Source organism: Nocardia sp. NPDC059180 (assembly GCF_042754945.1).
Taxonomy (GTDB): domain Bacteria; phylum Actinomycetota; class Actinomycetes; order Mycobacteriales; family Mycobacteriaceae; genus Nocardia.
Genome location: NZ_JBHZBU010000007.1, coordinates 62,850 through 85,939, shown reverse-complemented (window position 1 = coordinate 85,939; position 23,090 = coordinate 62,850). Strand labels below are relative to the sequence as shown.

Here is a 23,090-nt window from a genome sequence, read left to right as displayed (position 1 = left end):
GCGGAGTGCTTAGCCTGGAATGACGCTGCTCGGCGACTCGGAGGAAGCCATGAGCGACAGGCCGGCACACAGAGCCACATCGGGTAAGACCACGTTGGGTAAGGGCACACGCGTCACGGGAAAGTCGCGCGACCGCCTGCAATCGCAGTTGAAGAAGCAATATGAGGCAGGGGCGAGCATTCGTTCGCTGGCGCGCACGACCGGCCGCTCCTACGGCTTCATCCACAACGTGCTGGTGGAGTCGCATGTGCAGCTCCGCAGCCGCGGTGGGGCCAATCGGCGCAAAGCCCAGTAGCGGAGGTCCCGCTGCGATATCGGCATCGGTTCCGGTACCGCGGCGTTTCCGCATGCGCGGGTAGCGGCGGCGTTCAGCTGTCGGCGACCGATCCGTCGCCGTGCACCAGCAAGTTCGCGAGACTGGTGAAGATCGGCAGGCCGGTCTTGATCTCGAGATACGCGAACTGGCCCTGTGGGTTGACCTCGAGGAAGTAGTACTCGCCGTCGGCGCCCAGGCGCAGATCCAGCACGCCGAAGCTCAGGCCGAGCGCACCCATGAGTATTGCCAAGGATTTGCTGACCGATGCGGGCAGCTGAGCGGGCGCGAATTCGACCGACGTATCCAGGCGCGAATCGACCCGCCCGGCACCGGCCTGTGAATCGATGCGCACCGTCCAGGCCACGCCGTCGACCCACACCACCCGCAAATCGCACTGCGCGACGATGTAGTCCTGGAAGATCGTCGGCGCCGACCGGATCCCGGCGAGCCGGGCAAGGTCGGATTCACCGACGATCCTGGTCTCGGCGAACTCGGCTCGGCTGGTGCCGGTGCGTTTGTAAACCACTGCGCCCCCGCGTGATTCGACGAAGCTGCGGGCTTCGTCCGGATCGTTGGTGATCAAGGTTTCCGGGATCGCGAACCCGGCGCGATGGGCGGTCTCGAGCTGCACGATCTTGCGGTTGGCGGTGCGATCGTTACCGGGATCGTTGACCCACAGCGCGGGGATCGACCACAGCAGGCCCTGGATGAACCCATCGCATTCAGCCTGCCGGAAGGCGTCGTCGGTGGCGCGCACGCCTGCGGGCACCTGGCTCGGATGCGGGCGCCGCCACCATACCGAGCGCACCTCGTCGAGGCCGATGAGATGCGACATCGACCGTGAGGTGCCGAGCCGGTCGAGCCGGAAACTACCGGATTCGCGCGGAAAGTCGCGCAGGTCCAGCTGAATCGGGTTGACGCCGTGGTGCTCTCGCAGCGTCACCGCCATGGCGGTCGCGTGCAGATCGTCGGATTCGGACACGATCAATACCGAGCCCGTCCGGGGTGCGGCCACCTGCCCGCCGCTCAGTCGAGGCTGTCGCAGTTGATGCCGTCGTCGCTTCCCGCATGCGATTTCGTCTGGCAATAGGTGAAAGTGGCGCCGGTGCCGGGGGCGTCGAGCAACTGGAGCTCGTCGGCCCAGGATTCGGTGAGCTCGCGTAGTAGATCGTCACCGAAAGCCGGGGAGGGTGGTGCGGCCAGTGTCATGGGCCGGTCGACCACATCGATGCGCAGCCTGCGGGTGAAGTCGGCGGTGGCGCCGGGGCGGATGTCGACCAGCACCGGACGACCGGGTGCGGCCACCGACGCGTCGGATTCGAGTACCCGCAGCACATCGGCGCGCCGGAAGGTCCACGTTCCCTCGGCGACCCGGACGGTGATATCGCGTTCCGACTGGGCGACGAGCATGCCCTGCAGTGCGGGAACGCGATCACCGGTCGCGGCGGCGCCAGGGAAGTGGATGGCATCGGTCATGGTGGAACTCCGATCTGCTCACAATTTGCCAGGACCCCCGAGCGTGCTCCGAATCATATCGCGGACAGCGTTCTCCACGGCCCGGATCGCGAGATTTACCGCGCCTCCGGCAAACCGGTATTGTGCGCGGGAACCACTAGCGCCGAAAGATTTTCGGTGTGGGGATATAGCAAGGCGCGCAATCGCATGGCTATCGTCTGCGAGGGTTGTCCGCCTGCCGATATTGCCCGGGATTGGCGCGCGCATCGGTCGCGCGCGAGATGAGACCCGCGAGAGTTTCACAACCGATGGAGAATCCGCGATCCGAAGGGCTGCGATCAGAAGTTCTCGTGCCCTCGCGGTGGGTCAGATCCCGAGGAGATCGGGCCGATCGGTGAGCGCGCGGAAGCGGGCACGCGGATCGGCGACGAGTTTGCGGGCAGTGAGGTCGAGCAGGCCGCCGGTCACCCGGAACTCGGCCGAGACCGTGCCGTCGAGTTTGCGGATCTGCTGGCGGATGGTGAAGATCTTGCCCTCCTGCCATTCGAACTCGCAGGTGACCTCGACTTCGTCGCCGCCGCGCAGTTCGCGCAGGTACTTGATGTTCTGCTCCAGCACGACCGGCCCCACCCCGCTGGCGATCAGCTTGTCCTGGCCGACGCCGGCCGCCCGTAGCAGCTCCCACCGCGCGTGCTCGGAGTACTGCAGGTAAACCGCCTGATTCAGGTGGCCCTGGGTGTCGAGCTCGTATCCGCGGACGATGACGGGGACAGAGAAGGTCATGCTGTGCCGAACTCCGGTCGGCGGGAAATTGTTCCCATCGACCAGAGATATCCGTGTCACGCGGGCCGTGTCAGTCTCGGCTTGCGGCGCGTTCACGCCACCAGTGCGGCGCGTCGACGAAGTGATTGTCGAACTCGTCCTGGGAGGCGCCGAGGTCGGCCAGGGTGGCCTCGCCCTTCGCGATCCGGTCCAGCAGGCGGAAGTATTCGAACCGTTCCACGCCCGGCATGAGTGCGATCAGGATGCGGGCCCCGCTGTCTGGTGTCGCGCCGAAGGCATGCGTCATGAGCCGGGGGACCACAATTGATCCGCCCGCGCCGACGGTGACGATCTCGTCGCCCGCCAGTAGTTGCAGTTCACCGTCGGCGACATAGAACAGCTCGTCGGAGCGGGTGTGGTAGTGCGGGGCCGCACCGTCGGCGCCCCGGCTCATGGTGACCTCGACGGTACTGACGGACCCTCCTGCCTCGTTGGAGTCGATGAGCAGCCGCACCTGCGTGGCGTCGGTGCCGACACGCTCGGCGTCCTGCGGCTGACGAATGGCGGCACTGCGGTCGGTGGTCGGCATGGCGACTCCAATCGTTCGGTACTTAATAATTCGCTACCGAACTATATCGCAGCGAATAGAATGATGTCCATGACCGATTCGACAACCGACGCGGTGGACGCGATCGCCGCCCAATGGCGCAGGGAACGGCCCGACCTCGATCTGGAGGCGATGGCGGTGCTCGGACGCCTGGCTCGGTTGGAGGCCGTGGCCCGGCGTGAGATCGAAGCGGTATTCACCGCGCACGGGCTGCAACGCGGTGAGTTCGATGTACTCGCGGCGCTGCGGCGGGCCGGGGACCCGTTCGAACTGAACCCGTCCGTGCTCGCCGATACCCTCATGCTGTCGCGGGCGGGCATGACCGGACGGCTGGACCGGCTGGAATCGGCGGGCCTGGTGCGCCGCATCGCCGATGCCGCCGATCGCCGCGCCATCCGGGTAGCGCTCACCGACACAGGCCGCGCACTGATCGACACCGTCGTCACGGCGCACACCGAGAACGAAACCCGTCTGCTCGCGGTGCTTTCCGTCGCCGACCGGCACGAACTGGACCGCATCGTCCGCACATTGCTCACCGGATTGGAATCCGATAACCCCTGAGCCCGGGGCTCGTGGCGGGCACAATTGGGGTAGCTCGCTACTCGGGCCCCGGTCTCGGCCCGGCCATACCGTAGGGTGCCGCGCCGACGGATCGGCGGGGCGGTGAGGAGGGACTTCGATGATCGACATCATCACACTCCGCGGTACCGGGGAGCCGCGCGATCCCGGCGGCGCCCCCACGGGCATGCTGCGTGATGTCACGAAACTGCTGGATCCTCAGCGGTTCCGAAGTTTCGAACCGGACTGGCCCGCGTCGGTGGGACCGTCGCCGGACGTATGGGGTCCGTCGCTGGAGACGTCGGTGCGCCTCGGCATCGCGGCCGGTGTCGCGGCGATCCAGGAGTCCCCGAATGTCTGTGGGCTGCTGAGCTATTCGCTGGGGTCGATCTGCGCGAGCCGGATTCTGGAGGGCGTGCGGGAGGGCATCTACACCAATGCCGACGGTAGCCCGCTCGAGATCGCGTTCGCGGTGAACTTCGCCAATCCGCTACGCCGTGCGGGGGAGTCGGTGGGCCATCTGTGCCCGCCCGATACCTTCGGGCTGCACGGTCAGCACGGGGACTGGCCCGACCTCGAGGTTCGTGAATATGCCAACCCGGGCGACATCATCACCTCGGTACGCGCGGATTCGCCGCTGCGCATCATCGATGTCGGTATCTCGCCGTTCTCGTTCGTCGAGGGCGCGCGCCTCGGCAATGTGGCACCGCTGATCTTCGCCGAACTGCTGCGTTTCCTGCTGACCGATCCGCTCGGCAATGCGGCGCGTTACGCCGAGGCGGTGCACGGTGTCATCGGCTATCTCACGCCGTGGCCCGACGGCCAGCACGTGCTCTATTCCGGCCATGACATGCCCGGAACCGGCATCCTGTGGACGACCCACGCCGCAAACTATCTCAACGCCACCTTCTGAGGCGCCTCACTCCCTGCGGCGTACCGAGGCCTCGACGAGATCCAGTACCGCCGTAAGGTTCTCGTTGGTATGGCCGGAGGCGATGCGCGCGATGAGCCCGTCCAGCACCAGGTCCAGATAGCCGAGCAACACATCGGTCGGCACGTCGTCGCGCAGCGCACCAGCGGCCTTGCGCCGCTCCAGACGAGCCAGCGTGGCGGCGGTCAGCTCGGCCGAACGCTGGGTCCATCCGGCCCGGAATTCGGGATCGGTGCGCAGCCTGCGGGCGATCTCGAGCCGGGTGCCGAGCCAATTGAACTGCTCGGGGTTGGCCAGCATGTCCCGCATGACCTGCACGATGCCCTGATTGGCCGCCACATCGGCCATTCGCTCGGCGTCTTCCTGGGCGAGGGCGAGGAACAACGCGTCCTTGTCCCGGAAGTGGTGGAAGATCGCGCCGCGCGATAGACCGATGGCGTCTTCCAGGCGGCGCACGGTGGCGCCGTCGTAGCCGAACTCGGCGAAGCAGCGCCGGGCACCATCGAGTATCTGGCTGCGCCGGGCAGCGAGGTGATCGTCACTGACCTTCGGCATGGGGCGAACTCCCTTGGAGTCGAGTGTGAAACGAGACGGATCGAGTCGGACGAAGTGCGAAGGTCCGCGCACCGCGGATACGGTGCGCGGACCTCACTCTGCGCGACGAACCGGCTGTCAGCCGCGAATCATCGGATCATCCCCACGTGTGCGGGGAGTGGCTTCAGCCACGAATCATGTTGCGCAGCACATACTGCAGGATGCCGCCGTTGCGGTAGTAGTCCGCCTCACCGGGTGTGTCGATCCGGACCACCGCGTCGAAGACGATCTTCTCGCCGTCTTCCTTGGTGGCGGTGACCTTCAGCGTCTGCGGGGTGACACCTTCGTTGAGCTGGGTGATGCCCTCGATGTCGAAGGTCTCCGTGCCGGTCAGGCCCAGGGTGATGGCCGACTCGCCGGCCGGGAACTGCAGCGGGACCACGCCCATACCGATCAGGTTCGAGCGGTGGATGCGCTCGAAGGACTCGGTGATGACGGCCTTGACGCCGAGCAGGCGGGTGCCCTTGGCGGCCCAGTCGCGCGAGGAGCCCGAACCGTACTCCTTGCCACCGAGCACGACCAGCGGGATGCCGGCCTTCTGGTAGTTCTGCGAGGCGTCGTAGATGAACGCCTGCGGGCCACCGTCCTGGGTGAAGTCGCGGGTGTAACCACCCGAGACATCGTCGAGCAGCTGGTTGCGCAGCCGGATGTTGGCGAAGGTGCCGCGGATCATCACCTCGTGGTTACCGCGACGCGAGCCGAGGGAGTTGTAGTCCTTGCGCTCCACGCCGTGCGAGTCGAGGTACTGCGCCGCCGGGGTGCCCGGCTTGATCGGGCCGGCCGGGGAGATGTGGTCGGTGGTGACCGAGTCGCCGAGCAGGGCGAGCACGCGCGCGCCCTTGATGTCCTCGACCGGAGCCGGCTCCATCTCCATGCCGTCGAAGTACGGCGCCTTGCGGACGTAGGTCGAGTTCTCGTCCCACGCGAAGGTGTCGCCCTCCGGGGTGCTCAGGTTCTGCCAGCGCTCGTCACCCTGGAACACGGTGGCGTAGGACTTGGTGAACATGTCGCGGCTGATCGCCGACTTGATGGTGTCGTCGATCTCCTGCGGCGACGGCCAGATGTCGCGCAGGAAGACGTCGTTGCCGTCGGTGTCCTGACCGAGGGGATCGGTCTCGAAGTCGAAGTCCATGGTGCCCGCGAGCGCGTAGGCGATGACCAGCGGCGGGGAGGCCAGGTAGTTCATCTTCACATCGGGGGAGATACGGCCTTCGAAGTTGCGGTTACCGGACAGCACCGCGGTGACCGACAGGTCGTTGTCGTTGACCGCCTGGGAGATCTCCTCCGGCAGCGGACCGGTGTTACCGATGCAGGTGGTGCAACCGAAGCCACCCAGGTAGAAGCCGAGCTTCTCCAGGTAGGGCCACAGGCCCGCCTTCTCGTAGTAGTCGGAGACAACCTGCGAGCCGGGCGCCATGTTGGTCTTCACCCACGGCTTGGACGACAGGCCCTTCTCAACGGCGTTGCGGGCCAGCAGGGCCGCGCCGATCATGACCGACGGGTTCGAGGTGTTGGTGCAGGAGGTGATACCCGCGACCACGACGGCACCGTGGTCGAGCACGAATTCGCCGCGCTCCTCGGACTTCACGCGCACCGGCTTGGACGGACGGCCCTCGGAGCCGTTGGCGGCGGAGGTGACGTCGATCGCGCCGTCGTCGGCGAAGGACAGCTCGGCCGGATCCGATGCGGGGAACGACTCTTCGATCGCCTCGTCCAGCTGGGTGTGCGGGGTGGCGACGGTGTCGTCGGTGTAGTTGTAGATGTCCTTGCGGAACGCGATCTTCGACTCGCTGAGCAGGATGCGGTCCTGCGGGCGCTTCGGGCCTGCGATCGAGGGGACCACGGTGTTGAGGTCCAGCTCGAGGTACTCGGAGTAGGCGGGCTCGTGGGCCGCGTCGTGCCACATGCCCTGTTCCTTGGCATAGGCCTCGACGAGGGCGAGCTGCTCGTCGGTGCGGCCGGTCAGGCGCAGGTAGTTGATGGTCTCCGCGTCGATCGGGAAGATCGCTGCGGTGGAACCGAACTCGGGGCTCATGTTGCCGAGGGTGGCGCGGTTGGCCAGCGGCACCTCGGCGACACCGGCGCCGTAGAACTCGACGAACTTGCCGACCACACCGTGCTTGCGCAGCATGTCGGTGACGGTGAGCACGACGTCGGTCGCGGTGACGCCCGGCTGGATCTCACCGGTCAGCTTGAAGCCGACAACGCGCGGGATCAGCATGGAGACCGGCTGGCCCAGCATGGCGGCCTCGGCCTCGATACCGCCGACTCCCCAGCCGAGCACACCGAGGCCGTTGACCATGGTGGTGTGCGAGTCGGTGCCGACACAGGTGTCGGGGTAGGCCTGGCCGTTGCGGACCATGACGGTGGGTGCCAGGTATTCGATGTTGACCTGGTGCACGATGCCGATACCCGGGGGGACGACCTTGAAGTCGTCGAAGGCGCCCTGGCCCCAGCGCAGGAACTGGTAGCGCTCACCGTTGCGCTGGTACTCGAGGTCGACGTTGCGCTCGAGGGCGTCGGCGCGGCCGAAGACGTCCAGGATCACCGAGTGGTCGATGACCATGTCGGCGGGGGAGAGCGGGTTGACCTTGTTCGGGTCGCCGCCGAGGGTGGTGACGGCCTCACGCATGGTGGCGAGGTCGACCACACAGGGAACGCCGGTGAAGTCCTGCATGATCACGCGGGCGGGGGTGAACTGGATCTCGACGTTCGGCTGAGCCGAGGGATCCCAGTTCGCGATCGCACGGATGTGATCGGCGGTGATGTTGGCGCCGTCCTCGGTGCGCAGCAGGTTCTCCGCGAGGACTTTCAGTGCGTAGGGGAGTTTTTCGGTACCGGGCACGGCCGAGAGCCGGAAGATCTCGTAGGAGTTGCTTCCGACCTCGAGGGTGCCTTTGGCGCCGAAAGTATCGATACTTGTCGTCACGTCAGCTCCACTCGTCTGTGAGGGTTGCCGTCGGCGGGGCTGTGCCGACGGCCTACGTCTTCGGAGGGCTGCCCGCACCGTCTGGTGCTGGTTCCTCGCGACTGCGACTCTAACAGTACGCTTGTCCTATGAACGCGCCGGGGCGTACGTCCGGCGCCGGTCGGCGTGGCGAGTGGCGCCGGTGCGACACTGCGTCGCGTACTGTGCCTCGTGAGCTGTCGGGGCGGCCGGTCCGGACGGACGGCCCCATCGGCGTGCTCATCCGCAGTGTAGGAGACCCCGTCGCCTCGCGTATCGATGCGGCTCGACAAGACCGGATGGAAGATGACCCTCTCGCACACCTGGGCTTTTTCTCTCGTCGCCACGGAGCTACCGGACAACACCGACCTCGGTGATATCCGTGCCGACCTGGCCGGTGACGGCGTTGCCGCGCCTGAAGGCAAGGACCAGTCCGAGCTGGCCGCGATCGTGGCACAGGCACGCGCGGACGGCATCCCGCTCAGTGTGGTCGTCATACAGGGCAATCCATGGCACGACTCGAGCCTGCGTGATCTGGCGACCGAGGTCGGCAAGTTCCAGCACGGCACCGTCGCGGTATTCAGCGACGACTGGATGGGCACCTACAGCGATTCGATCAGCCGAGTGCATCTGGAATGGGCCGAGGACGCCGCGAAATGGAAGGGCGGCAAGTCCGAAGAGGCGGTGCAGATCTTCACCGACCGGCTGCATGAGCAGGAATCGGTGCCGTGGACCGCGTTCACCAGCGTGCTGCTCGCGGGCACCGTGCTTGCGGTCGGTGGTCTGTACTGGCTGAAGCGTCGCCGGGCCGCGTCCGCGACGGCCGACGCCGATTCGGTAGAGGACTCCGCAGCGACGTCTGCCTGAGTCGATTCCCCCGGTGCGCCTCGATCCGAGGCGCATTTCCTGACGGTCGGTTTGTTTTCCAGGGGGGAACCCTGTGCCGCATCCGGCTAATTTCGAGCAAAGCGCAAATTACCCACCTGTGATTCCGTTGCTGTAGTTCCCGACGTGACGGAAGTGTCGTACGGTTCGAGTGATCGCTGTTGGGGAAAGAGTGTTAACAGGGCAATTTGCCGACCACAGTGCTCCGTGGGTCGGCTGGTGCTCGTGATGCCACACCGCAGTCGGGTCGTCTGGAGGTGCGATGCGCAATACGCGAGGGGTCCGTAATCGTCGTCCCTTATCGGTCGCTCTCGGTTTGCTGGTGTCGGCGGCGATCGTCGTCACCGGTGCGCCGTCGACCGCCGTACCGCCGCCTCCCGCCAATCCGAGCGACGGTGAACTGGCCGACGCCGGAGCCAGGGTGGACGCCGGAATCGGCCAGGTGGGTGTGCTGATCAATCAGGTCGCGACCGTCGACGAGCAGGTGCGTCAGCTCGACGACGCGGTGGCACTGCGGCGCGAACAGGTCAACAAGGCGCTCGTGGATCTGCAGAACGCGCGCGATGCGGCCGACGCGGCTGCCGACCTGGTCGCGGCCACCCAGCGTGAACTCACCGACGCGGGCGTGCGAGTGGGCGAGGCGCGTAGCAACTTCGACGAGTTCGCTACCCAGGCCTACACACGGCCTGGCACCGGATCGATGATGACCTACCTCTCGGCCGCCGACCCCGACGCCGCGCTCGACCGCGCCCAGATCATCGGCCTGGTCACCAAGAATCAGCAGCAGGTGATGGACGGCCTGCGGCGCGCCCAGATCGACCAGGGGAACAAGAACGCCAGTGCCCGCCAGGCCAAAACCGCCGCCGACGCCGCGGCCACGGACGCCGCGCAGAAGAAGACCGCGGCCGAGAGCGCGGTGAGCGCGGCGACCGCCGAACTGAACCAGCAGACCGCCGTCCGAGACGATCTGCTGCGCCAGCGCTCCGATGCCCAGGCACGTTTGGACGCTGCCCGGATGAACGTCACCGGGCTGCAGAGCCAGCGCGACGCCTACCAGGCCTGGGATCAGCAGCGCCGCGCCGAGGAAGCGGCGGTGCTGGCCGCCGCCGCAGCCGCTGCGGCCCGCGCCGCCGCCGATCAGGCCGCCAGGGATCGCGCGGCCCAGCTCGGAGCGGGGAAACGCCCGCACACCCAGCTGGAGGATTCACCGCGCACGGCCAAACCCAAGCCGAAACCCGGTGGTGACGAGGATGAATCCGAATCCGAATCCGAGAGCGAGGACGAGGGCAGCGACGTTCCCTCGGTCACCGGCACCGAGGCGATCGAGATCGTCGTCGACCGGGCCATGTCCCAGCTCGGTGTCACCTACGCCTGGGGCGGCGGTGACGAGGACGGCCCGACCCTCGGCATCCGCGACGGCGGTGTCGCCGACAGCCACGGCGATTACAACAAGGTCGGATTCGACTGTTCCGGGCTGATGATCTACGCGTTCGCCGGAATCGGTGTCTCGCTGCCCCACTACAGCGGTTATCAGTACAACGCGGGCACCCGGGTGCCGGTGGACGAGCGTGAACGCGGGGACATGCTCTTCTGGGGGGCGAACGGCAGTCAGCACGTCGCGCTGTACCTGGGCAACGGGAAAATGGTCGAGGCTCCGCAATCCGGTGACGTGGTCAAGGTTTCCCCGGTGCGGGAATCGGGCATCATGCCCTACGCGGTACGCATCGTCACATAACGGGCAGTCCGCCCGCAGCCGCATGGCCACAGCGTGTGCGGAGGTACCGCCGACACGTACGGTGGACCGCATACCGCCGTCGGCCGGGCTCTGGTGCCCGGATTCCGGCGCCGAAACCCGGCATATCGGGTCCGGTTGCGGCGAATGCGGTCATTACCTGGAATAGTTGTGGCAACACGCACAAGACCAAGGCGAAAGCGGGGATGTTGGTGACTTCGACGGACGGTGTGAGCGGGGCAAGTTTGGCGAAAAAGGCGCCTGCACCCGGGTCGAGCACACTCGAGCGTGACGTCCAGACCCTCGAGAAGGCGATCTACGAGGTCAAGCGGGTCATCGTCGGACAGGACCGGCTCGTCGAGCGGCTGCTCGTCGGCGTGCTCGCCCGTGGCCATGTGCTGCTCGAGGGTGTGCCGGGTATCGCGAAGACCCTGGCGGTGGAGACCTTCGCCAAGGTCGTGGGCGGCTCGTTCTCCCGCGTCCAGTTCACTCCGGACCTGGTGCCTACCGACCTCATCGGTACCCGCATCTACCGGCAGGGCCGCGAACAGTTCGATACCGAACTGGGTCCGGTGGTTGCCAACTTCGTGCTCGCCGATGAGATCAACCGCGCGCCCGCGAAGGTGCAGTCGGCACTGCTCGAGGTGATGGCCGAACGGCACGTCTCCATCGGTGGCAAGACCTACCCGATGCCGGATCCGTTCCTGGTCATGGCGACCCAGAACCCGATCGAGAGTGAGGGCGTGTACCCGCTGCCCGAGGCGCAGCGCGACCGCTTCCTGTTCAAGGTCGTCGTCGACTACCCCTCGGTGGAGGAGGAGCGCGAGATCATCTACCGGATGGGTGTCAGCGCGCCGGAGGCAAAGCAGATCCTGGAGCCGGACGAGCTCATCCGCTTGCAGCAGCTGGCCGCCAGCACCTTCGTGCACCACGCGTTGGTCGACTACGTGGTCCGGGTGATCGCCGCGACCCGCACGCCCGCCGAATTCGGCATGAACGACGTCGCCAACTGGATCTCCTACGGTGCCTCTCCGCGCGCCAGCCTCGGCATCATCGCCGCGGCGCGCGCGGTCGCACTGATCCGCGGCCGCGACTACGTGGTGCCGCAGGATGTGGTCGAGGTGATTCCGGACGTGCTGCGTCATCGTCTGGTGCTGTCCTACGACGCCCTCGCTGACGAGATCAGCCCCGAAGATGTCATCAAGCGCGTGCTGCAGACCGTCGGTCTGCCGCAGGTAGCGCCGCAGGCCGTCGGCCAGGGGGCGTCGTCGGCTCCCGCTCCCACCAATGGCGTCCAGGCAGGCGGCCCCGCCCCGCAGCAGGCCGCGCCGCAGCCGCCGATGCCGCCGCAGCCGCAGGCGAACCAGGTGCCGCAGACCGCCGGCAACAGCCAGTCGAAGTGACGGCGGCACCGGAGCCGGACGACCGAGTACCGATGTCATCGCACGCACCACCATCGTTTCGAGCGGGAGAGCTGACCGACCCGAAGTTGTCGGCGGCGCTGAAGACCCTCGAGCTCACCGTGCGCCGTCGCCTCGACGGTGTGCTGCACGGTGACCACCTCGGTCTGATCCCCGGCCCCGGCTCCGAACCGGGCGAGGCCCGCGCCTACCAGCCGGGCGACGATGTGCGCCAGATGGATTGGTCGGTCACCGCGCGCACCACCCATCCGCACGTGCGGCAGATGATCGCCGACCGCGAGCTGGAAACCTGGATGGTGCTCGACCTGTCGGCCAGCCTCGACTTCGGTACCGCGGCGTGCCAGAAGCGTGATCTGGCCATTGCGGCGGCCGCGGCCATCACGCATCTGACCAGCGGCGGCGGTAACCGCATCGGCGCGGTCGTCGCGACCGGCGAACACCTCACCCGGATTCCCGCGCGCAGCGGCCGGGTGCACGCGCAGTCGCTGCTGCGCGGTATCGCGACCACCCCGCACGCCCGCGACGGTGTGCGCGGCGATCTGCGCAGCGCGATCGAATCGCTGCGCCGTCCGCAGCGCAAACGCGGCCTCGCCGTCATCATCAGCGATTTCCTCGGTGATATCGACTGGCAACGTTCGCTGCGCGCCATCTCCGCGCGCCACGATCTACTCGCGGTGCAGGTGCTGGATCCGCGCGATATGTCGCTGCCGGACATGGGCGATGTGGTGCTGCACGATCCGGAGACCGGCCGCACCCGCGAGTTCAGCGTCACTCCAGCGCTGCGGGCCGACTACGCGGCCGCGTCGCAGCGGCACCGCGAACAGGTCGAGCAGGCGCTGCGCAGCTGCGGCGCGCCGGTGCTCACCTTGCAGACCGATCGGGACTGGATCGCCGACGTGGTCCGGTTCGTGTCCACCCGGCGCCACAGCCTCGGCGCCCCGACCGGGCGGGTGCCACGTCAGTGAGTATTTCGCATTTCACCGCGCAGATCTGGCTCGGCTTCCTCGCCGTCGTCGCGCTCATCGCCCTCGGCTATGTGCTGGTGCAGCGCCGCAGGCACCGGCACATGCTGCGGTTCAGCAATATGGAGCAGCTGGAGAAGGTCGCCCCCTCGCGGCCGAGCCCGCTGCGTCATGTTCCGGTGGCGTTGATTCTCATCGGGCTGGTCTTCCTGACGATCGCGGCGGCGGGCCCGACGGCGGCGCAGAAGGAACCGCGCAACCGGGCGACGGTCGTGCTGGTCATGGACGTGTCGCTGTCGATGGAAGCCACCGACGTCGAACCGAACCGCCTCGAGGTCGCGCAGAAGGCCGCCAAGAATTTCGCCGAGGGGCTCACCCCAGGTATCAACCTCGGCCTGGTGGCGTTCTCCGGTACCGCCTCGGTGCTGGTCTCGCCGACCACCAACCGTGAGGCCGTCAAGGCTGCCATCGACAACATCAAGCTCAGCGAGCGCACTGCCACCGGTGAGGGCATCTTCGCCGCGTTGCAGTCGATCGAGACGCTGGCCTCGGTGCTCGGTGGTGCCGAGACTCCGCCGCCGGCACGGGTCGTGCTGATGTCGGACGGTAAGCAGACCGTCCCCGACGATCAGGACGTCGACGATCCCAGGCACGCGTTCACCGCCGCCAGGCTCGCGAAAACCAAGAACATCCCGGTGTCGACCATTTCCTTCGGGACCGAATGGGGTGTCGTCGAGATTCCGGACGAGGACGGCGGCAGTCCGCAGCGGGTCCCGGTTCCGGTGGACGACGATTCGCTGCAGGAGATCGCCAAATTGTCCGGCGGGGATTTCTATACCGCATCGAGTCTGGCCGAACTCACCGCGGTTTACGACACCCTCGAACAGCAGATCGGTTACGAGATGACGATGGGCGACGCCAGCAGGCCCTGGTTGTTGTTCGGCCTCGTGTTCATCTCCGCAGGCGTTGTCACCGGTTTGGCATACCGGCAGCGCTTGCCGTAGTCGTGGCACGTACCAGGGGCCGTGCGGTCCCTGGTACACCTCGGTCACGGTGCCGCTGAAAGCTCCGTGACGAAGACCGCCCGGTAATTGCGTGCGCGTATTCACGGGCAGCTCGAACCCGGCTGCTATTGCTTTCCCCTGCCTTTCGACAGGGACTCTGTGAGATACGACAGCGGAATGGGCCCGGTCCTGGTATGCGCACACCCGGGGCCGCTCATGAGCACAATTGTTCTCGACTCCGCCGAACCGGCCGTGTTTTTCGTGACCGGAACCATCGGCTAGATTGTCCGCATGTCGAACTCTGTCGAGGACAGTCGTAAGTCGGAATCGCAGAACGCGGAGCGGGCATCCCGGTCGGTGCTGGTGACCGGTGGTAACCGTGGCATCGGTCTCGCGGTCGCGCAGCGCCTCCTCGCCGATGGACACAAGGTCGCCGTCACCCACCGTGGCTCGGGCGTTCCGGACGGGCTGTTCGGTGTGAAATGCGATGTGACCGATAGCGAATCGGTGGACCGGGCGTTCGCCGAGGTCGAGGCGCACCAGGGTCCGGTCGAGGTGCTGGTGGCGAACGCGGGTATCACCGACGACACCCTGCTGATGCGGATGACCGAGGAGCAGTTCGAGAAGGTCGTCGACGCCAACCTCACCGGCGCCTTCCGGTGCGCCAAGCGCGCCAACCGGGCGATGCTGCGGGCGCGCTGGGGCCGGATGGTCTTCCTCGGTTCGGTCGTCGGCATGATGGGTCAGGCCGGTCAGATCAACTACGCCTCGTCCAAGGCCGGCGTCATCGGTCTCGCGCGCTCGATCACCCGTGAATTGGGCTCGCGCTCGATCACCGCGAACGTGGTCGCCCCCGGTTTCATCGAGACCGACATGACCGCCGAGCTGCCCGACGACCTGAAGGACATGGCCAAGAAGTTCATCCCGCTGCAGCGTCTGGGCAAGGCCGAAGATGTGGCCGCAGTGGTCAGCTTCCTGGCCTCCGAGGATTCGGCCTACATCTCCGGCGCCGTGATCCCGGTCGACGGCGGCATGGGCATGGGGCACTGACCTGCGGTTGGTACATCGCACATATCGAAAGCCGCGCTAACGAAATAAGGCGCGGAGCCGACAGTCTCACCGGACCCCGGCACACGACATCCACACTTCAGGGAGAACCGAGAACTCATGAGCGGACTGCTCGACGGTAAGACCATCCTGGTCACCGGCATCATCACCGACGCGTCGATCGCGTTCCACGCGGCGGCGATCGCCCAGGAACAGGGCGCGAAGGTGATCATCACCGGTATCCCGGAGCGCCTGCGACTGATCGACCGGATCGCCAAGCGGCTGCCGAAGGAGGTGCCCCCGGCGATCGGCCTCGACGTCACCAGCGAGGACGACCTGGCTCAGCTGGCCGACAAGATCCGTGAGCTGGCTCCCGAGGGCATCGACGGCGTGCTGCACTCCATCGCGTTCGCGCCGCGGACCCTGATGGGCCCGGAGGCCAAGCCGTTCCTCGAGGGCCCCGGCCCGGACGCGGCCAAGGCCTTCGAGATCTCCGCGTGGAGCTACGCCTCGCTGGCGCGGGCCGTGCTGCCCGCCATGAACGAGGGTGGCTCCATCGTCGGCATGGACTTCGATCCGCGCACCGCGATGCCGTTCTACAACTGGATGGGTGTGGCCAAGGCGGCGCTGGAGTCGGTCAACCGGTATGTCGCCCGTGAGGTCGGCGTCGCCAAGAAGATCCGCTCGAACCTCATCGCCGCCGGCCCGATCAAAACCCTCGCGGCCAAGGCCATCGCCGGTACCGCCACCGACGACGCCGCCAAGCTGAACCAGCTCAACACCTACTGGGACGGCGCCTCGCCGATCGGCTGGGATGTCGACGACCCGACCGTGGTCGGTAAGTCCGTGGTCGCGCTGCTCTCGGATTGGCTTCCCGCCACCACCGGTTCGATCATCTATGTCGACGGCGGCGCGAGCCACAACACCTGGTTCCCGGAGAACATGCCGGTCAACTGACCGTTCACGCACGACAGAGGAGACACAGTGGGCCGCACGGCCGATGCGCTGCTACTGCTGTCGTTCGGTGGCCCCGAACGCCCCGAGGATGTGATGCCGTTCCTCGAGAACGTCACTCGGGGCCGGGGCGTACCGCGCGAGCGTCTCGCCGAAGTCGCCGAGCATTATCTGCACTTCGGCGGGGTGTCGCCGATCAACGAGCTCAACCGGCAGATCATCACCGCGGTAGAGGCCGAATTGGCTGCTGCCGGAATGGATCTGCCGGTTTACTTCGGTAACCGCAACTGGCATCCCATGGTCGAGGACACACTCGCGCAGATGACCGCTGACGGTGTGCGCTCGGCGCTGGTGTTCCCGACCTCTGCCTGGGGTGGCTATTCGGGTTGTTTGCAGTATCAGGAGGACATCGTCCGGGCGCGCGCCGCAGTAGGTGACGGTGCGCCCGAACTGACCAAGCTGCGCCAGTACTTCGATCACCCGCTGCTCATCGAGTCCTTCGCTGGGGCGATTCGTACTGCGGTACAACAGATCCCGGCTGATCGACGGGACCGGATCCGGTTGGTGTTCACCGCTCATTCGATCCCGGTTTCGGCCGATATGAGCGCGGGCCCGCCCGCCGACGGCGGCAGGCTCTACAGCCGACAGGTGGCCGATGCCGCCCGATTGTGTTCGTCGGCAACGGGATTCGCGGACTATGACCTGGTCTGGCAGTCGCGTTCCGGCCCACCACAGGTGCCATGGCTCGACCCCGACATCGTCGACCATCTGGAGAACCTGTCCGGTAAGGGTGTCGACGCTGTCGTGGTGTGCCCGGTCGGTTTCGTCTCCGATCACCTCGAGGTGATCTGGGACCTGGACAACGAGGCCGCCGAGAAGGCCGCCGAACTCGGTATGGCCTTTGCCCGTGCCGGCACACCCGGAACCGATCCGCGTTTCGCACAGCTCGTGGTGGAGTTGATGCGCGAACAGCTCGACGATGCCCCTGCTCGGCGCCTCGGCTCGGTGCCGGGATACGGGTGCACCATGAACGGGCAAGCCTGCGCCGTCGACTGCTGCAAGCCCCCGCCCCGGCCGAGCCGTTGATCACGAGCGCTGCCGAATAGTCACCGCGCATCCCGCCCGGCGGCCTGAGGTATGACGCGACGGCCTCGTCGACAGCCGGATCGATCGCAGCTGGTCCGGCTGCGGCATATACGCGGTGCGTGCGCTGGAATGGCACACCCGGCCGCCCTCGCGCGGCCCGCCGTGAGTCCGATTCGACACCGTCGCCGGCGCGGCCGCGCGCCTCTGCCGGACCGATGCCGGGCGGGGCTCGGTGCCGAACACGCCGACGGCGAGCGATGATCAGCCGGGTGCCGACGAGATCAGCGAGTGCGCGCCGAAGCGTGCACAGCGACCAGCCGGGCCGCCCGGATGGCATCCCACAGCGGGCGCAGCAGCGATTCGTGTTCGGTGACGGCGCTGGCGGAGGTGGGGGAGGAGGCCGGTTCGCGCTGAGCGACGGTGAGGATGGCGGCGACGTGGTCGGCGCTGTCGAGGATGCGGCGCGCACGCAGCGGGATCGCCTCCGGATAGTCGTGGCGGGTGTAGTCGGCCAGTTCGGCCTCGATCAGTTCCCGCGGGTCGGCGTCACCGGAACCGAGGCCCGTGGTGTGCAGGCGCATGAGTGCGTCGGCCGCGTCGCGCACCGCTTCGCGCATGGCGAATTCGGCTTCGCCCAGCGACATGTCGATCCCGGTGGTGGCCGGGATGGGCGTGCTGTACACGGTCCACTGCAGTGTGTGCTCGCCCTCCCACTGCGGGATCAGCCCGGTGCCCTCGGCGCCGGGAACGCCGATGAGCATGCCCTCACCGGCTTCGATGGCATCGGCGGCGAACGCGGTGCCGACCGGCAGGCCGCGCACATCGCCGGGCACCGGCAGCACCAGCCGCAGGTGCGAGCCCGGTTCGGCCATGGTTTCCCGAATCACCTTGAGCAGCGGCATGACTCCGGTGCCCTGCGGGTTGCCGAGCGAGGACCACGGTAGGTCGGTGCGCGCGCCGCTGAACGGGTCGCCCGCGGCGATGGTGTGGCGCGGGGCCCAGGCGTGCAGCGCCTCCAGTACGTCGTCGGGCGCACTGGTACCGGCCAGCCAGGAGCCGGCCCACACCGTCAGCGTGGCACTCGGGGAGCACATAATCTTCGAGCATAAAGGTTCGTCGCGACGCATGGACATCGGTGGCCCAGCACGATACTGACGCGGTGCCCCGAGCCGCCCGAAGATGATCACCCTGCGGTATTGCACCCCTGCGACGGATCGCCGGATGCCGACGGCGGCAGCTGGATCAGGCAGCGGACGAGATCGAGCAGCGCGGGCGCGAGGTCGGCCGAGCCCGTCGCCACGGGGTTACGGTGCTCGGTCAGTGGGGCCGCGCTCGCGAGCGGAGCCGACCATGCCGGCAGAGTCAATGCGGCGGCTACCAGTAGCGCCGACAGCGGCTTCGCGGACATGTCCACCTCCGTATCGGGGCGACCGGGCGGTCCGGCCGAGACCGATCGCGCAATCGCACCGGTGCGGCGCGCACGGGTTCCCCTGAACGGCGGACGCTACTCCGGTTCGGTGACGAAATCGATGAGCCGTTCGACGGCTCCGATGAGCGGTGCCTCCAGGTCGCGGAACGAATCGACGGCGTTGTAGACCCGGCGCCAGCCTTCCTGCGGGGTCCCCCAGCCGAGGCGGCGGCAGATACCGGTTTTCCAGTCTTCCCCGCGCGGCACCTGCGGCCATTCCCGGATACCGACCGCGGCCGGGCGCACCGCCTGCCAGACGTCGATATACGGATGCCCGGTGACCAGCACGTGGGCGCCGAGGCCGGTGGTGAGCTGGGATTCCTTCGACCCGGTGACCAGATGGTCGACCAGCACCCCGACCCGCCTGCCCGGTCCCGGGCCGAACTCGGTGAGCCGTTCGGCCAGGTTGTCCAGGCCCTCGAGATGCTCGACCACCACACCCTCGACCCGCAGGTCATGGCCCCAGACGCGCTCGACGAGTGCGGCGTCGTGCACACCCTCGACCCAGATACGGCCGGCGGCAGCGACACGGGCGCGCAGTCCTTCGACGCGCGTGGAGCCGGACGCGGAGCGGGTCTCGCGGGTGGGTGCCGCGGCGGTCGGGCGGACCAAGGTGACGGGTGCGCCGTCGATCAGGAACGCGGCCTCACGCAGTGCGAAGAGCCGAACCGCGCCGCGCCCGTCCTCCAGCTTCACGAACTCGCCGTCGTAGCTGCGCTCGAATCCGACGACGGCGCCGCAGAATCCGCTGGCCGCATCCTCGACCACGAGATCACGTTCGGCCTCCAACCGTGGAACTTTGCGCTTTGTGGCGCGGGTGTGGCCGGAAAAGATGTCACCGCCGTACATGTCACGCGAACTCACCCGGCCGAAGCTACTGCACGGGAACCGGTTCGTTGCCGCGGCGCACCGGCGCCAGTCGTCGGTCGGCGCACATCACAGGTTCATGATCTTGTGTTCGCGCCGCCTCGAGAATCGTTCCCGGCCATTACAGTGGAGACGTGGCCGCAGTTTTCTGGCTGGTCGTGGGCATCCTGCTCGTGGCGGCCGAGATGTTCGTCGGCGAGCTGACGTTGTTGATGCTCGGTGGTGGGGCGCTCATCACCGCGGGCATCAGTTTCGCCGCCGACACCAGCGTCGTGGCCGACGCGATCATCTTCGCGATCGTGTCCGTCGCGCTCATGCTCGGCGTGCGCCCGATGTTGTTGCGGCGCTTCGCGACTCCGCCGCCGACCCTCACCAATGTGGATGCGCTGCCCGGGAAGTCGGCGCTGGTGCTCGAGTCGGTCGGTGCGCACAGCGGCCGGGTGAAGCTCGGTGGTGAGGAGTGGACGGCGAGGCCGTTCGATCCGGCCGAGGAGTATCCGCCGGGAACCACGGTGTACGTGATGAAGATCGACGGTGCGACAGCCGTCGTCTGGAAAGGGCCGTAATGGCTGTATTGATCGTGGCCGCAGTCCTCGTACTGCTGGTCGTGGTGGTGGTGTTCAAGTCGATCGCGCTGGTACCGCAGGCCGAGGCGGCGGTGATCGAACGACTCGGCCGGTACTCGCGCACGGTGTCGGGGCAGCTGACCTTCCTCGTCCCCTTCGCCGACCGCATCCGTGCCAAGGTGGATTTGCGTGAGCGGGTGGTCTCGTTCCCACCGCAGCCGGTGATTACTCAGGACAACCTCACCCTGCAGATCGACTCGGTGGTGTATTTCCAGGTCACCAGCCCGCAGGCCGCGGTATACGAGATCAGCAACTACATCGCCGCGGTCGAGCAGTTGACCGTCACCACGCTGCGCAATGTGGTCGGCGGTATGACCCTCGAGGACACGCTGACCTCCCGCGATCAGATCAACAGTCAGCTGCGCGGTGTGCTCGACGAAGCCACCGGACGGTGGGGCCTGCGGGTGGCGCGGGTCGAGCTCAAGGCCATCGATCCGCCGCCGTCGATCCAGGAGTCGATGGAGAAACAGATGAAGGCCGACCGCGAGAAGCGCGCGATGATCCTTACCGCGGAAGGTCAGCGCGAATCGCAGATCAAGACCGCCGAGGGCGCCAAACAGGCACAGATCCTGTCCGCGGAGGGCGGTAAGCAGTCGGCGATCCTGTCGGCCGAAGGTGAACGGCAGAGCCGCATCCTGCGCGCGCAGGGTGAACGCGCCGCTTCGTATCTGCAGGCTCAAGGTCAGGCCAAAGCGATCGAAAAGGTCTTCGCCGCAATCAAATCCGGTAAGCCGACACCGGAACTGCTGGCCTACCAATACATGCAGACACTGCCGATGGTCGCCCGTGGTGACGCCAACAAGGTGTGGCTTGTGCCCAGCGATTTCGGGAAAGCCCTCGAAGGTTTCGCCAAGAACTTCGCCACCAAGGGCGAGGACGGGGTGTTCCGGTACGAACCGCCCGCCTCCGACGGCAGCGAGACCAAGCCGGAGGACGACTCCGAGGACGTCGCCGACTGGTTCGACACCGCACCCGATCCGGCCATCGAACGGGCGGTGCGTGCGGCCGAGGCGACGGCCCGCACGCCTGTCGAGGGGCTGATCCCCGGAGTGCAGGCGGAGCCCGCGAACCTGAACAAGCCCGCACCTGCCGCACCGCAACCGCCCGCGCGGGAAGAGCTTCCGCCGCAGCCACAGCAGCCGAGTGCAGGCGATATCCATGGCAGGCCCTGGCAGCCGCCGGGTGCGCAGCAGTGAGCAGGCGTTCCTTCTCGGGCTGCTGACCGGCGAGCGGTCGCCGTGGTGCCCGACGGCCGCTCGTCTCGCCGCAGTGATCTCCTGGTGTCCGACTATGGTCCGGAATTGAGCCGTGCTACCCGAGGTTGATTGCTGTTACAGATTCGCGGACAGCGGATCGGGTGAGTGAGGGAACGCAGATGAGGGCTCGGCCAAGGCGGCGGACGACGGCCGTGCCGACGAGAACGACCAGCAGGCGACGCGGCACAGTGGTGGTGGCACTGCTGGCCACGGCGGCGCTGGTGCTCACCGGATGCTCCGACGACGCGGGTGCCGGACCCACAGCCGCCTGGTCCGACAGTTGGGTCACCGCGCAACAGGCCGCGGTCGATATCTGGTCACCCAACTGGTCCACGAGTGGATTCTCCGATCACACCGTCCGGCAGGTGGTCCGGCCGACGCTGGGCGGTGACGAGGTAAGAATCAAGTTCTCCAACCTCTTCGGTGAGCGTCCGCTACGAATCACCGCCGCGACGATCGCCGAACCGGGCGACGGTGCCGCGGTGCGGGCGGACACTGTGCGGCCGCTGCTGTTCGACGGCACTGCGTCCACCGAGATCGCGGTGGGTGCGGAAACCACCACGGACCCGGTCGGATTCACCGTCACCGCATTACGGCCGGTGACGGTCACGATCTACCTCGCCGAGGAAACCGGTCCGGCTACTTTCCATCAGATCGCCAACGCCACCAGCTACCGTGCGAGCGGCGATCATGCCGCCGACCCGGCAGCAACAGCGTTCACCGAAACCAGCAGCTCGTGGTATTACCTCGCGGACCTCGAGGTGGACACGGCAGGCGCCGAAGGCTCGGTGGTGACCTTCGGTGACTCGATTACCGACGGCGCGGAAGCCACTACCGACGCCGACAACCGCTATCCGGATGTGCTGGCCACCCGGCTGGCCGCCGAGGGGTCGGCCCGCGCGGTGCTCAACACCGGCATCAGCGGCAACCGAGTGCTCATCGACTCCGACTACACCGGTGCGAGCGCCAAGACCCGATTCCAACGCGATGTCCTCGACCGGGACGGCGCGAGCACCGTCATCTTGCTGGAGGGGATCAACGACATCGGCGCCAGCGAACTCGACGAGCCCTGGGTGCAGCCCAACCCCGAGATCAGCGCCGACCAGCTCATCGCGGGGTACCGCGAACTGATCGCGCTGGCTCGCGTGGACGGCCTGCGGGTGGTCGGCGCGACGCTGACCCCGTACAAGGCAGCGCCCTACTTCAGCGAACGGGGTGAAGCCGTGCGCGACACCGTCAATGCATGGATCCGGTCCTCGGGCGAGTTCGACGCGGTCATCGACTTCGAGCGAGCCCTGGCTGCCCCCGACGACCCCGATGCGATCGCCCCGGCCTTCGACAGCGGCGACCATTTGCATCCAAGCCCGGCCGGCTACGCGACCATGGCCCAGGTCATCGCACTGGCCGACCTCTGACACGGCTCGCGGTGGCGCCCACAGGCAGATCTGCTGGTGGGGAGCTGGTGAGGGCCTGAGTGCTCACCGAATCGCCCGGCGACGAACTCGATGATCAGCAGCCGGTTCCCGAGGCATGCGGTGCCAACCGACCCCGCGGGTGCGACGACAGGGCCACGTGCGCGTGAACGTCCGGGGGTCTTGATTGCGCTTGCGGT

The 23,090-nt window shown here is 67.1% G+C and carries 23 protein-coding genes; 14 read left to right on the top strand and 9 right to left on the bottom strand.

Annotation, left to right across the window (positions count from 1 at the left end; genetic code table 11):
- The first annotated feature begins 49 nt into the window (after window positions 1-49).
- Window positions 50-295: a helix-turn-helix domain-containing protein gene (locus ACFXNW_RS21700; RefSeq protein WP_379419548.1), complete on the top strand. Its 246-nt coding sequence runs from the start codon at window positions 50-52 to the stop codon at window positions 293-295.
- A gap of 73 nt (window positions 296-368) precedes the next feature.
- Here ACFXNW_RS21700 and ACFXNW_RS21695 read toward each other — a convergent pair whose 3' ends face one another.
- The 4 genes from ACFXNW_RS21695 to ACFXNW_RS21680 all read right to left on the bottom strand — a co-directional run bounded on the left by ACFXNW_RS21695 (window position 369) and on the right by ACFXNW_RS21680 (window position 3,122).
- On the bottom strand, window positions 369-1,298 hold the full coding sequence (locus tag ACFXNW_RS21695) for a hypothetical protein (protein WP_379419547.1): 930 nt from the start codon (window positions 1,296-1,298) through the stop codon (window positions 369-371).
- Window positions 1,299-1,342: 44 nt separating this feature from the next.
- Window positions 1,343-1,792, bottom strand: a complete 450-nt coding sequence (locus tag ACFXNW_RS21690) for a hypothetical protein (protein WP_379419546.1) — start codon at window positions 1,790-1,792, stop codon at window positions 1,343-1,345.
- A 345-nt stretch (window positions 1,793-2,137) separates the two neighbouring features.
- Window positions 2,138-2,554: an acyl-CoA thioesterase gene (locus ACFXNW_RS21685; RefSeq protein WP_379419545.1), complete on the bottom strand. Its 417-nt coding sequence runs from the start codon at window positions 2,552-2,554 to the stop codon at window positions 2,138-2,140.
- A gap of 70 nt (window positions 2,555-2,624) precedes the next feature.
- The gene (locus ACFXNW_RS21680; protein ID WP_379419544.1) at window positions 2,625-3,122 is read right to left on the bottom strand and encodes a cupin domain-containing protein; all 498 of its coding nucleotides are present in this window, start codon (window positions 3,120-3,122) and stop codon (window positions 2,625-2,627) included.
- 69 nt (window positions 3,123-3,191) lie between these two features.
- Here ACFXNW_RS21680 and ACFXNW_RS21675 point away from each other — a divergent pair, with 69 nt between their 5' ends.
- The gene (locus ACFXNW_RS21675) at window positions 3,192-3,701 is read left to right on the top strand and encodes a MarR family winged helix-turn-helix transcriptional regulator (RefSeq protein ID WP_379419543.1); all 510 of its coding nucleotides are present in this window, start codon (window positions 3,192-3,194) and stop codon (window positions 3,699-3,701) included.
- Between the two features lie 118 nt (window positions 3,702-3,819).
- Window positions 3,820-4,611, top strand: a complete 792-nt coding sequence (locus tag ACFXNW_RS21670; protein WP_379419542.1) for a hypothetical protein — start codon at window positions 3,820-3,822, stop codon at window positions 4,609-4,611.
- A 6-nt stretch (window positions 4,612-4,617) separates the two neighbouring features.
- On the opposite strand, the gene ACFXNW_RS21665 is transcribed toward ACFXNW_RS21670, so the two are convergent.
- Window positions 4,618-5,184 (bottom strand): TetR/AcrR family transcriptional regulator, encoded by a 567-nt coding sequence (locus ACFXNW_RS21665; RefSeq protein ID WP_379419541.1) that lies wholly within the window; start codon window positions 5,182-5,184, stop codon window positions 4,618-4,620.
- Between the two features lie 163 nt (window positions 5,185-5,347).
- The gene (gene acnA, locus ACFXNW_RS21660; protein WP_379419540.1) at window positions 5,348-8,152 is read right to left on the bottom strand and encodes an aconitate hydratase AcnA; all 2,805 of its coding nucleotides are present in this window, start codon (window positions 8,150-8,152) and stop codon (window positions 5,348-5,350) included.
- A gap of 297 nt (window positions 8,153-8,449) precedes the next feature.
- Here acnA and ACFXNW_RS21655 point away from each other — a divergent pair, with 297 nt between their 5' ends.
- From ACFXNW_RS21655 to ACFXNW_RS21620, 8 genes are all read left to right on the top strand, one after another.
- Window positions 8,450-9,037 (top strand): DUF6676 family protein, encoded by a 588-nt coding sequence (locus ACFXNW_RS21655; RefSeq protein WP_379419539.1) that lies wholly within the window; start codon window positions 8,450-8,452, stop codon window positions 9,035-9,037.
- 280 nt (window positions 9,038-9,317) lie between these two features.
- The gene (locus tag ACFXNW_RS21650) at window positions 9,318-10,790 is read left to right on the top strand and encodes an NlpC/P60 family protein (RefSeq protein WP_379419538.1); all 1,473 of its coding nucleotides are present in this window, start codon (window positions 9,318-9,320) and stop codon (window positions 10,788-10,790) included.
- A 203-nt stretch (window positions 10,791-10,993) separates the two neighbouring features.
- Window positions 10,994-12,190: an AAA family ATPase gene (locus ACFXNW_RS21645; RefSeq protein ID WP_379419537.1), complete on the top strand. Its 1,197-nt coding sequence runs from the start codon at window positions 10,994-10,996 to the stop codon at window positions 12,188-12,190.
- 32 nt (window positions 12,191-12,222) lie between these two features.
- Window positions 12,223-13,173 carry a DUF58 domain-containing protein gene (locus tag ACFXNW_RS21640; protein WP_379419536.1) on the top strand — a complete coding sequence of 317 codons (951 nt, stop codon included), beginning with the start codon at window positions 12,223-12,225 and terminating at the stop codon, window positions 13,171-13,173.
- Complete coding sequence (locus tag ACFXNW_RS21635; protein WP_379419535.1) at window positions 13,170-14,174, top strand: VWA domain-containing protein; 1,005 nt, start codon at window positions 13,170-13,172, stop codon at window positions 14,172-14,174. The genes ACFXNW_RS21640 and ACFXNW_RS21635 overlap by 4 nt, the downstream gene beginning before the upstream one ends.
- A gap of 291 nt (window positions 14,175-14,465) precedes the next feature.
- Window positions 14,466-15,224, top strand: coding sequence for a 3-oxoacyl-ACP reductase FabG1 (fabG1, locus tag ACFXNW_RS21630; protein WP_379419534.1), 759 nt, complete (start codon window positions 14,466-14,468; stop codon window positions 15,222-15,224).
- Between the two features lie 117 nt (window positions 15,225-15,341).
- Window positions 15,342-16,178 carry an NADH-dependent enoyl-ACP reductase InhA gene (inhA, locus tag ACFXNW_RS21625; protein WP_379419533.1) on the top strand — a complete coding sequence of 279 codons (837 nt, stop codon included), beginning with the start codon at window positions 15,342-15,344 and terminating at the stop codon, window positions 16,176-16,178.
- A gap of 27 nt (window positions 16,179-16,205) precedes the next feature.
- Window positions 16,206-17,261 carry a ferrochelatase gene (locus ACFXNW_RS21620; protein ID WP_379419532.1) on the top strand — a complete coding sequence of 352 codons (1,056 nt, stop codon included), beginning with the start codon at window positions 16,206-16,208 and terminating at the stop codon, window positions 17,259-17,261.
- Window positions 17,262-17,542: 281 nt separating this feature from the next.
- On the opposite strand, the gene ACFXNW_RS21615 is transcribed toward ACFXNW_RS21620, so the two are convergent.
- The 3 genes from ACFXNW_RS21615 to ACFXNW_RS21605 form a co-directional block, all read right to left on the bottom strand.
- On the bottom strand, window positions 17,543-18,355 hold the full coding sequence (locus ACFXNW_RS21615) for a hypothetical protein (RefSeq protein WP_379419531.1): 813 nt from the start codon (window positions 18,353-18,355) through the stop codon (window positions 17,543-17,545).
- A gap of 89 nt (window positions 18,356-18,444) precedes the next feature.
- Window positions 18,445-18,669, bottom strand: a complete 225-nt coding sequence (locus ACFXNW_RS21610; protein WP_379419530.1) for a hypothetical protein — start codon at window positions 18,667-18,669, stop codon at window positions 18,445-18,447.
- Between the two features lie 96 nt (window positions 18,670-18,765).
- Window positions 18,766-19,578, bottom strand: a complete 813-nt coding sequence (locus ACFXNW_RS21605; protein ID WP_379419764.1) for a DUF3097 domain-containing protein — start codon at window positions 19,576-19,578, stop codon at window positions 18,766-18,768.
- Between the two features lie 152 nt (window positions 19,579-19,730).
- Here ACFXNW_RS21605 and ACFXNW_RS21600 point away from each other — a divergent pair, with 152 nt between their 5' ends.
- The 3 genes from ACFXNW_RS21600 (at window position 19,731) to ACFXNW_RS21590 (ending at window position 22,893) form a co-directional block, all read left to right on the top strand.
- Window positions 19,731-20,162: an NfeD family protein gene (locus ACFXNW_RS21600; RefSeq protein WP_379419529.1), complete on the top strand. Its 432-nt coding sequence runs from the start codon at window positions 19,731-19,733 to the stop codon at window positions 20,160-20,162.
- Window positions 20,162-21,418, top strand: coding sequence for an SPFH domain-containing protein (locus ACFXNW_RS21595; RefSeq protein ID WP_379419528.1), 1,257 nt, complete (start codon window positions 20,162-20,164; stop codon window positions 21,416-21,418). The genes ACFXNW_RS21600 and ACFXNW_RS21595 overlap by 1 nt, the downstream gene beginning before the upstream one ends.
- 212 nt (window positions 21,419-21,630) lie before the next feature.
- Window positions 21,631-22,893 (top strand): SGNH/GDSL hydrolase family protein, encoded by a 1,263-nt coding sequence (locus ACFXNW_RS21590; RefSeq protein ID WP_379419527.1) that lies wholly within the window; start codon window positions 21,631-21,633, stop codon window positions 22,891-22,893.
- Window positions 22,894-23,090: the final 197 nt, after the last annotated feature.

Coding starts and splice junctions, on each gene's coding strand:
- ACFXNW_RS21700 (WP_379419548.1), top strand. CDS start 50: ATGAGCGACAGGCCGGCACACAGAGCCACATCGGGTAAGACCACGTTG.
- ACFXNW_RS21690 (WP_379419546.1), bottom strand. CDS start 1,792: ATGACCGATGCCATCCACTTCCCTGGCGCCGCCGCGACCGGTGATCGC.
- ACFXNW_RS21685 (WP_379419545.1), bottom strand. CDS start 2,554: ATGACCTTCTCTGTCCCCGTCATCGTCCGCGGATACGAGCTCGACACC.
- ACFXNW_RS21680 (WP_379419544.1), bottom strand. CDS start 3,122: ATGCCGACCACCGACCGCAGTGCCGCCATTCGTCAGCCGCAGGACGCC.
- ACFXNW_RS21675 (WP_379419543.1), top strand. CDS start 3,192: ATGACCGATTCGACAACCGACGCGGTGGACGCGATCGCCGCCCAATGG.
- ACFXNW_RS21670 (WP_379419542.1), top strand. CDS start 3,820: ATGATCGACATCATCACACTCCGCGGTACCGGGGAGCCGCGCGATCCC.
- ACFXNW_RS21665 (WP_379419541.1), bottom strand. CDS start 5,184: ATGCCGAAGGTCAGTGACGATCACCTCGCTGCCCGGCGCAGCCAGATA.
- ACFXNW_RS21655 (WP_379419539.1), top strand. CDS start 8,450: ATGCGGCTCGACAAGACCGGATGGAAGATGACCCTCTCGCACACCTGG.
- ACFXNW_RS21650 (WP_379419538.1), top strand. CDS start 9,318: ATGCGCAATACGCGAGGGGTCCGTAATCGTCGTCCCTTATCGGTCGCT.
- ACFXNW_RS21645 (WP_379419537.1), top strand. CDS start 10,994: ATGTTGGTGACTTCGACGGACGGTGTGAGCGGGGCAAGTTTGGCGAAA.
- ACFXNW_RS21640 (WP_379419536.1), top strand. CDS start 12,223: ATGTCATCGCACGCACCACCATCGTTTCGAGCGGGAGAGCTGACCGAC.
- fabG1 (WP_379419534.1), top strand. CDS start 14,466: ATGTCGAACTCTGTCGAGGACAGTCGTAAGTCGGAATCGCAGAACGCG.
- inhA (WP_379419533.1), top strand. CDS start 15,342: ATGAGCGGACTGCTCGACGGTAAGACCATCCTGGTCACCGGCATCATC.
- ACFXNW_RS21615 (WP_379419531.1), bottom strand. CDS start 18,355: ATGTGCTCCCCGAGTGCCACGCTGACGGTGTGGGCCGGCTCCTGGCTG.
- ACFXNW_RS21610 (WP_379419530.1), bottom strand. CDS start 18,669: ATGTCCGCGAAGCCGCTGTCGGCGCTACTGGTAGCCGCCGCATTGACT.
- ACFXNW_RS21605 (WP_379419764.1), bottom strand. CDS start 19,578: ATGTACGGCGGTGACATCTTTTCCGGCCACACCCGCGCCACAAAGCGC.
- ACFXNW_RS21595 (WP_379419528.1), top strand. CDS start 20,162: ATGGCTGTATTGATCGTGGCCGCAGTCCTCGTACTGCTGGTCGTGGTG.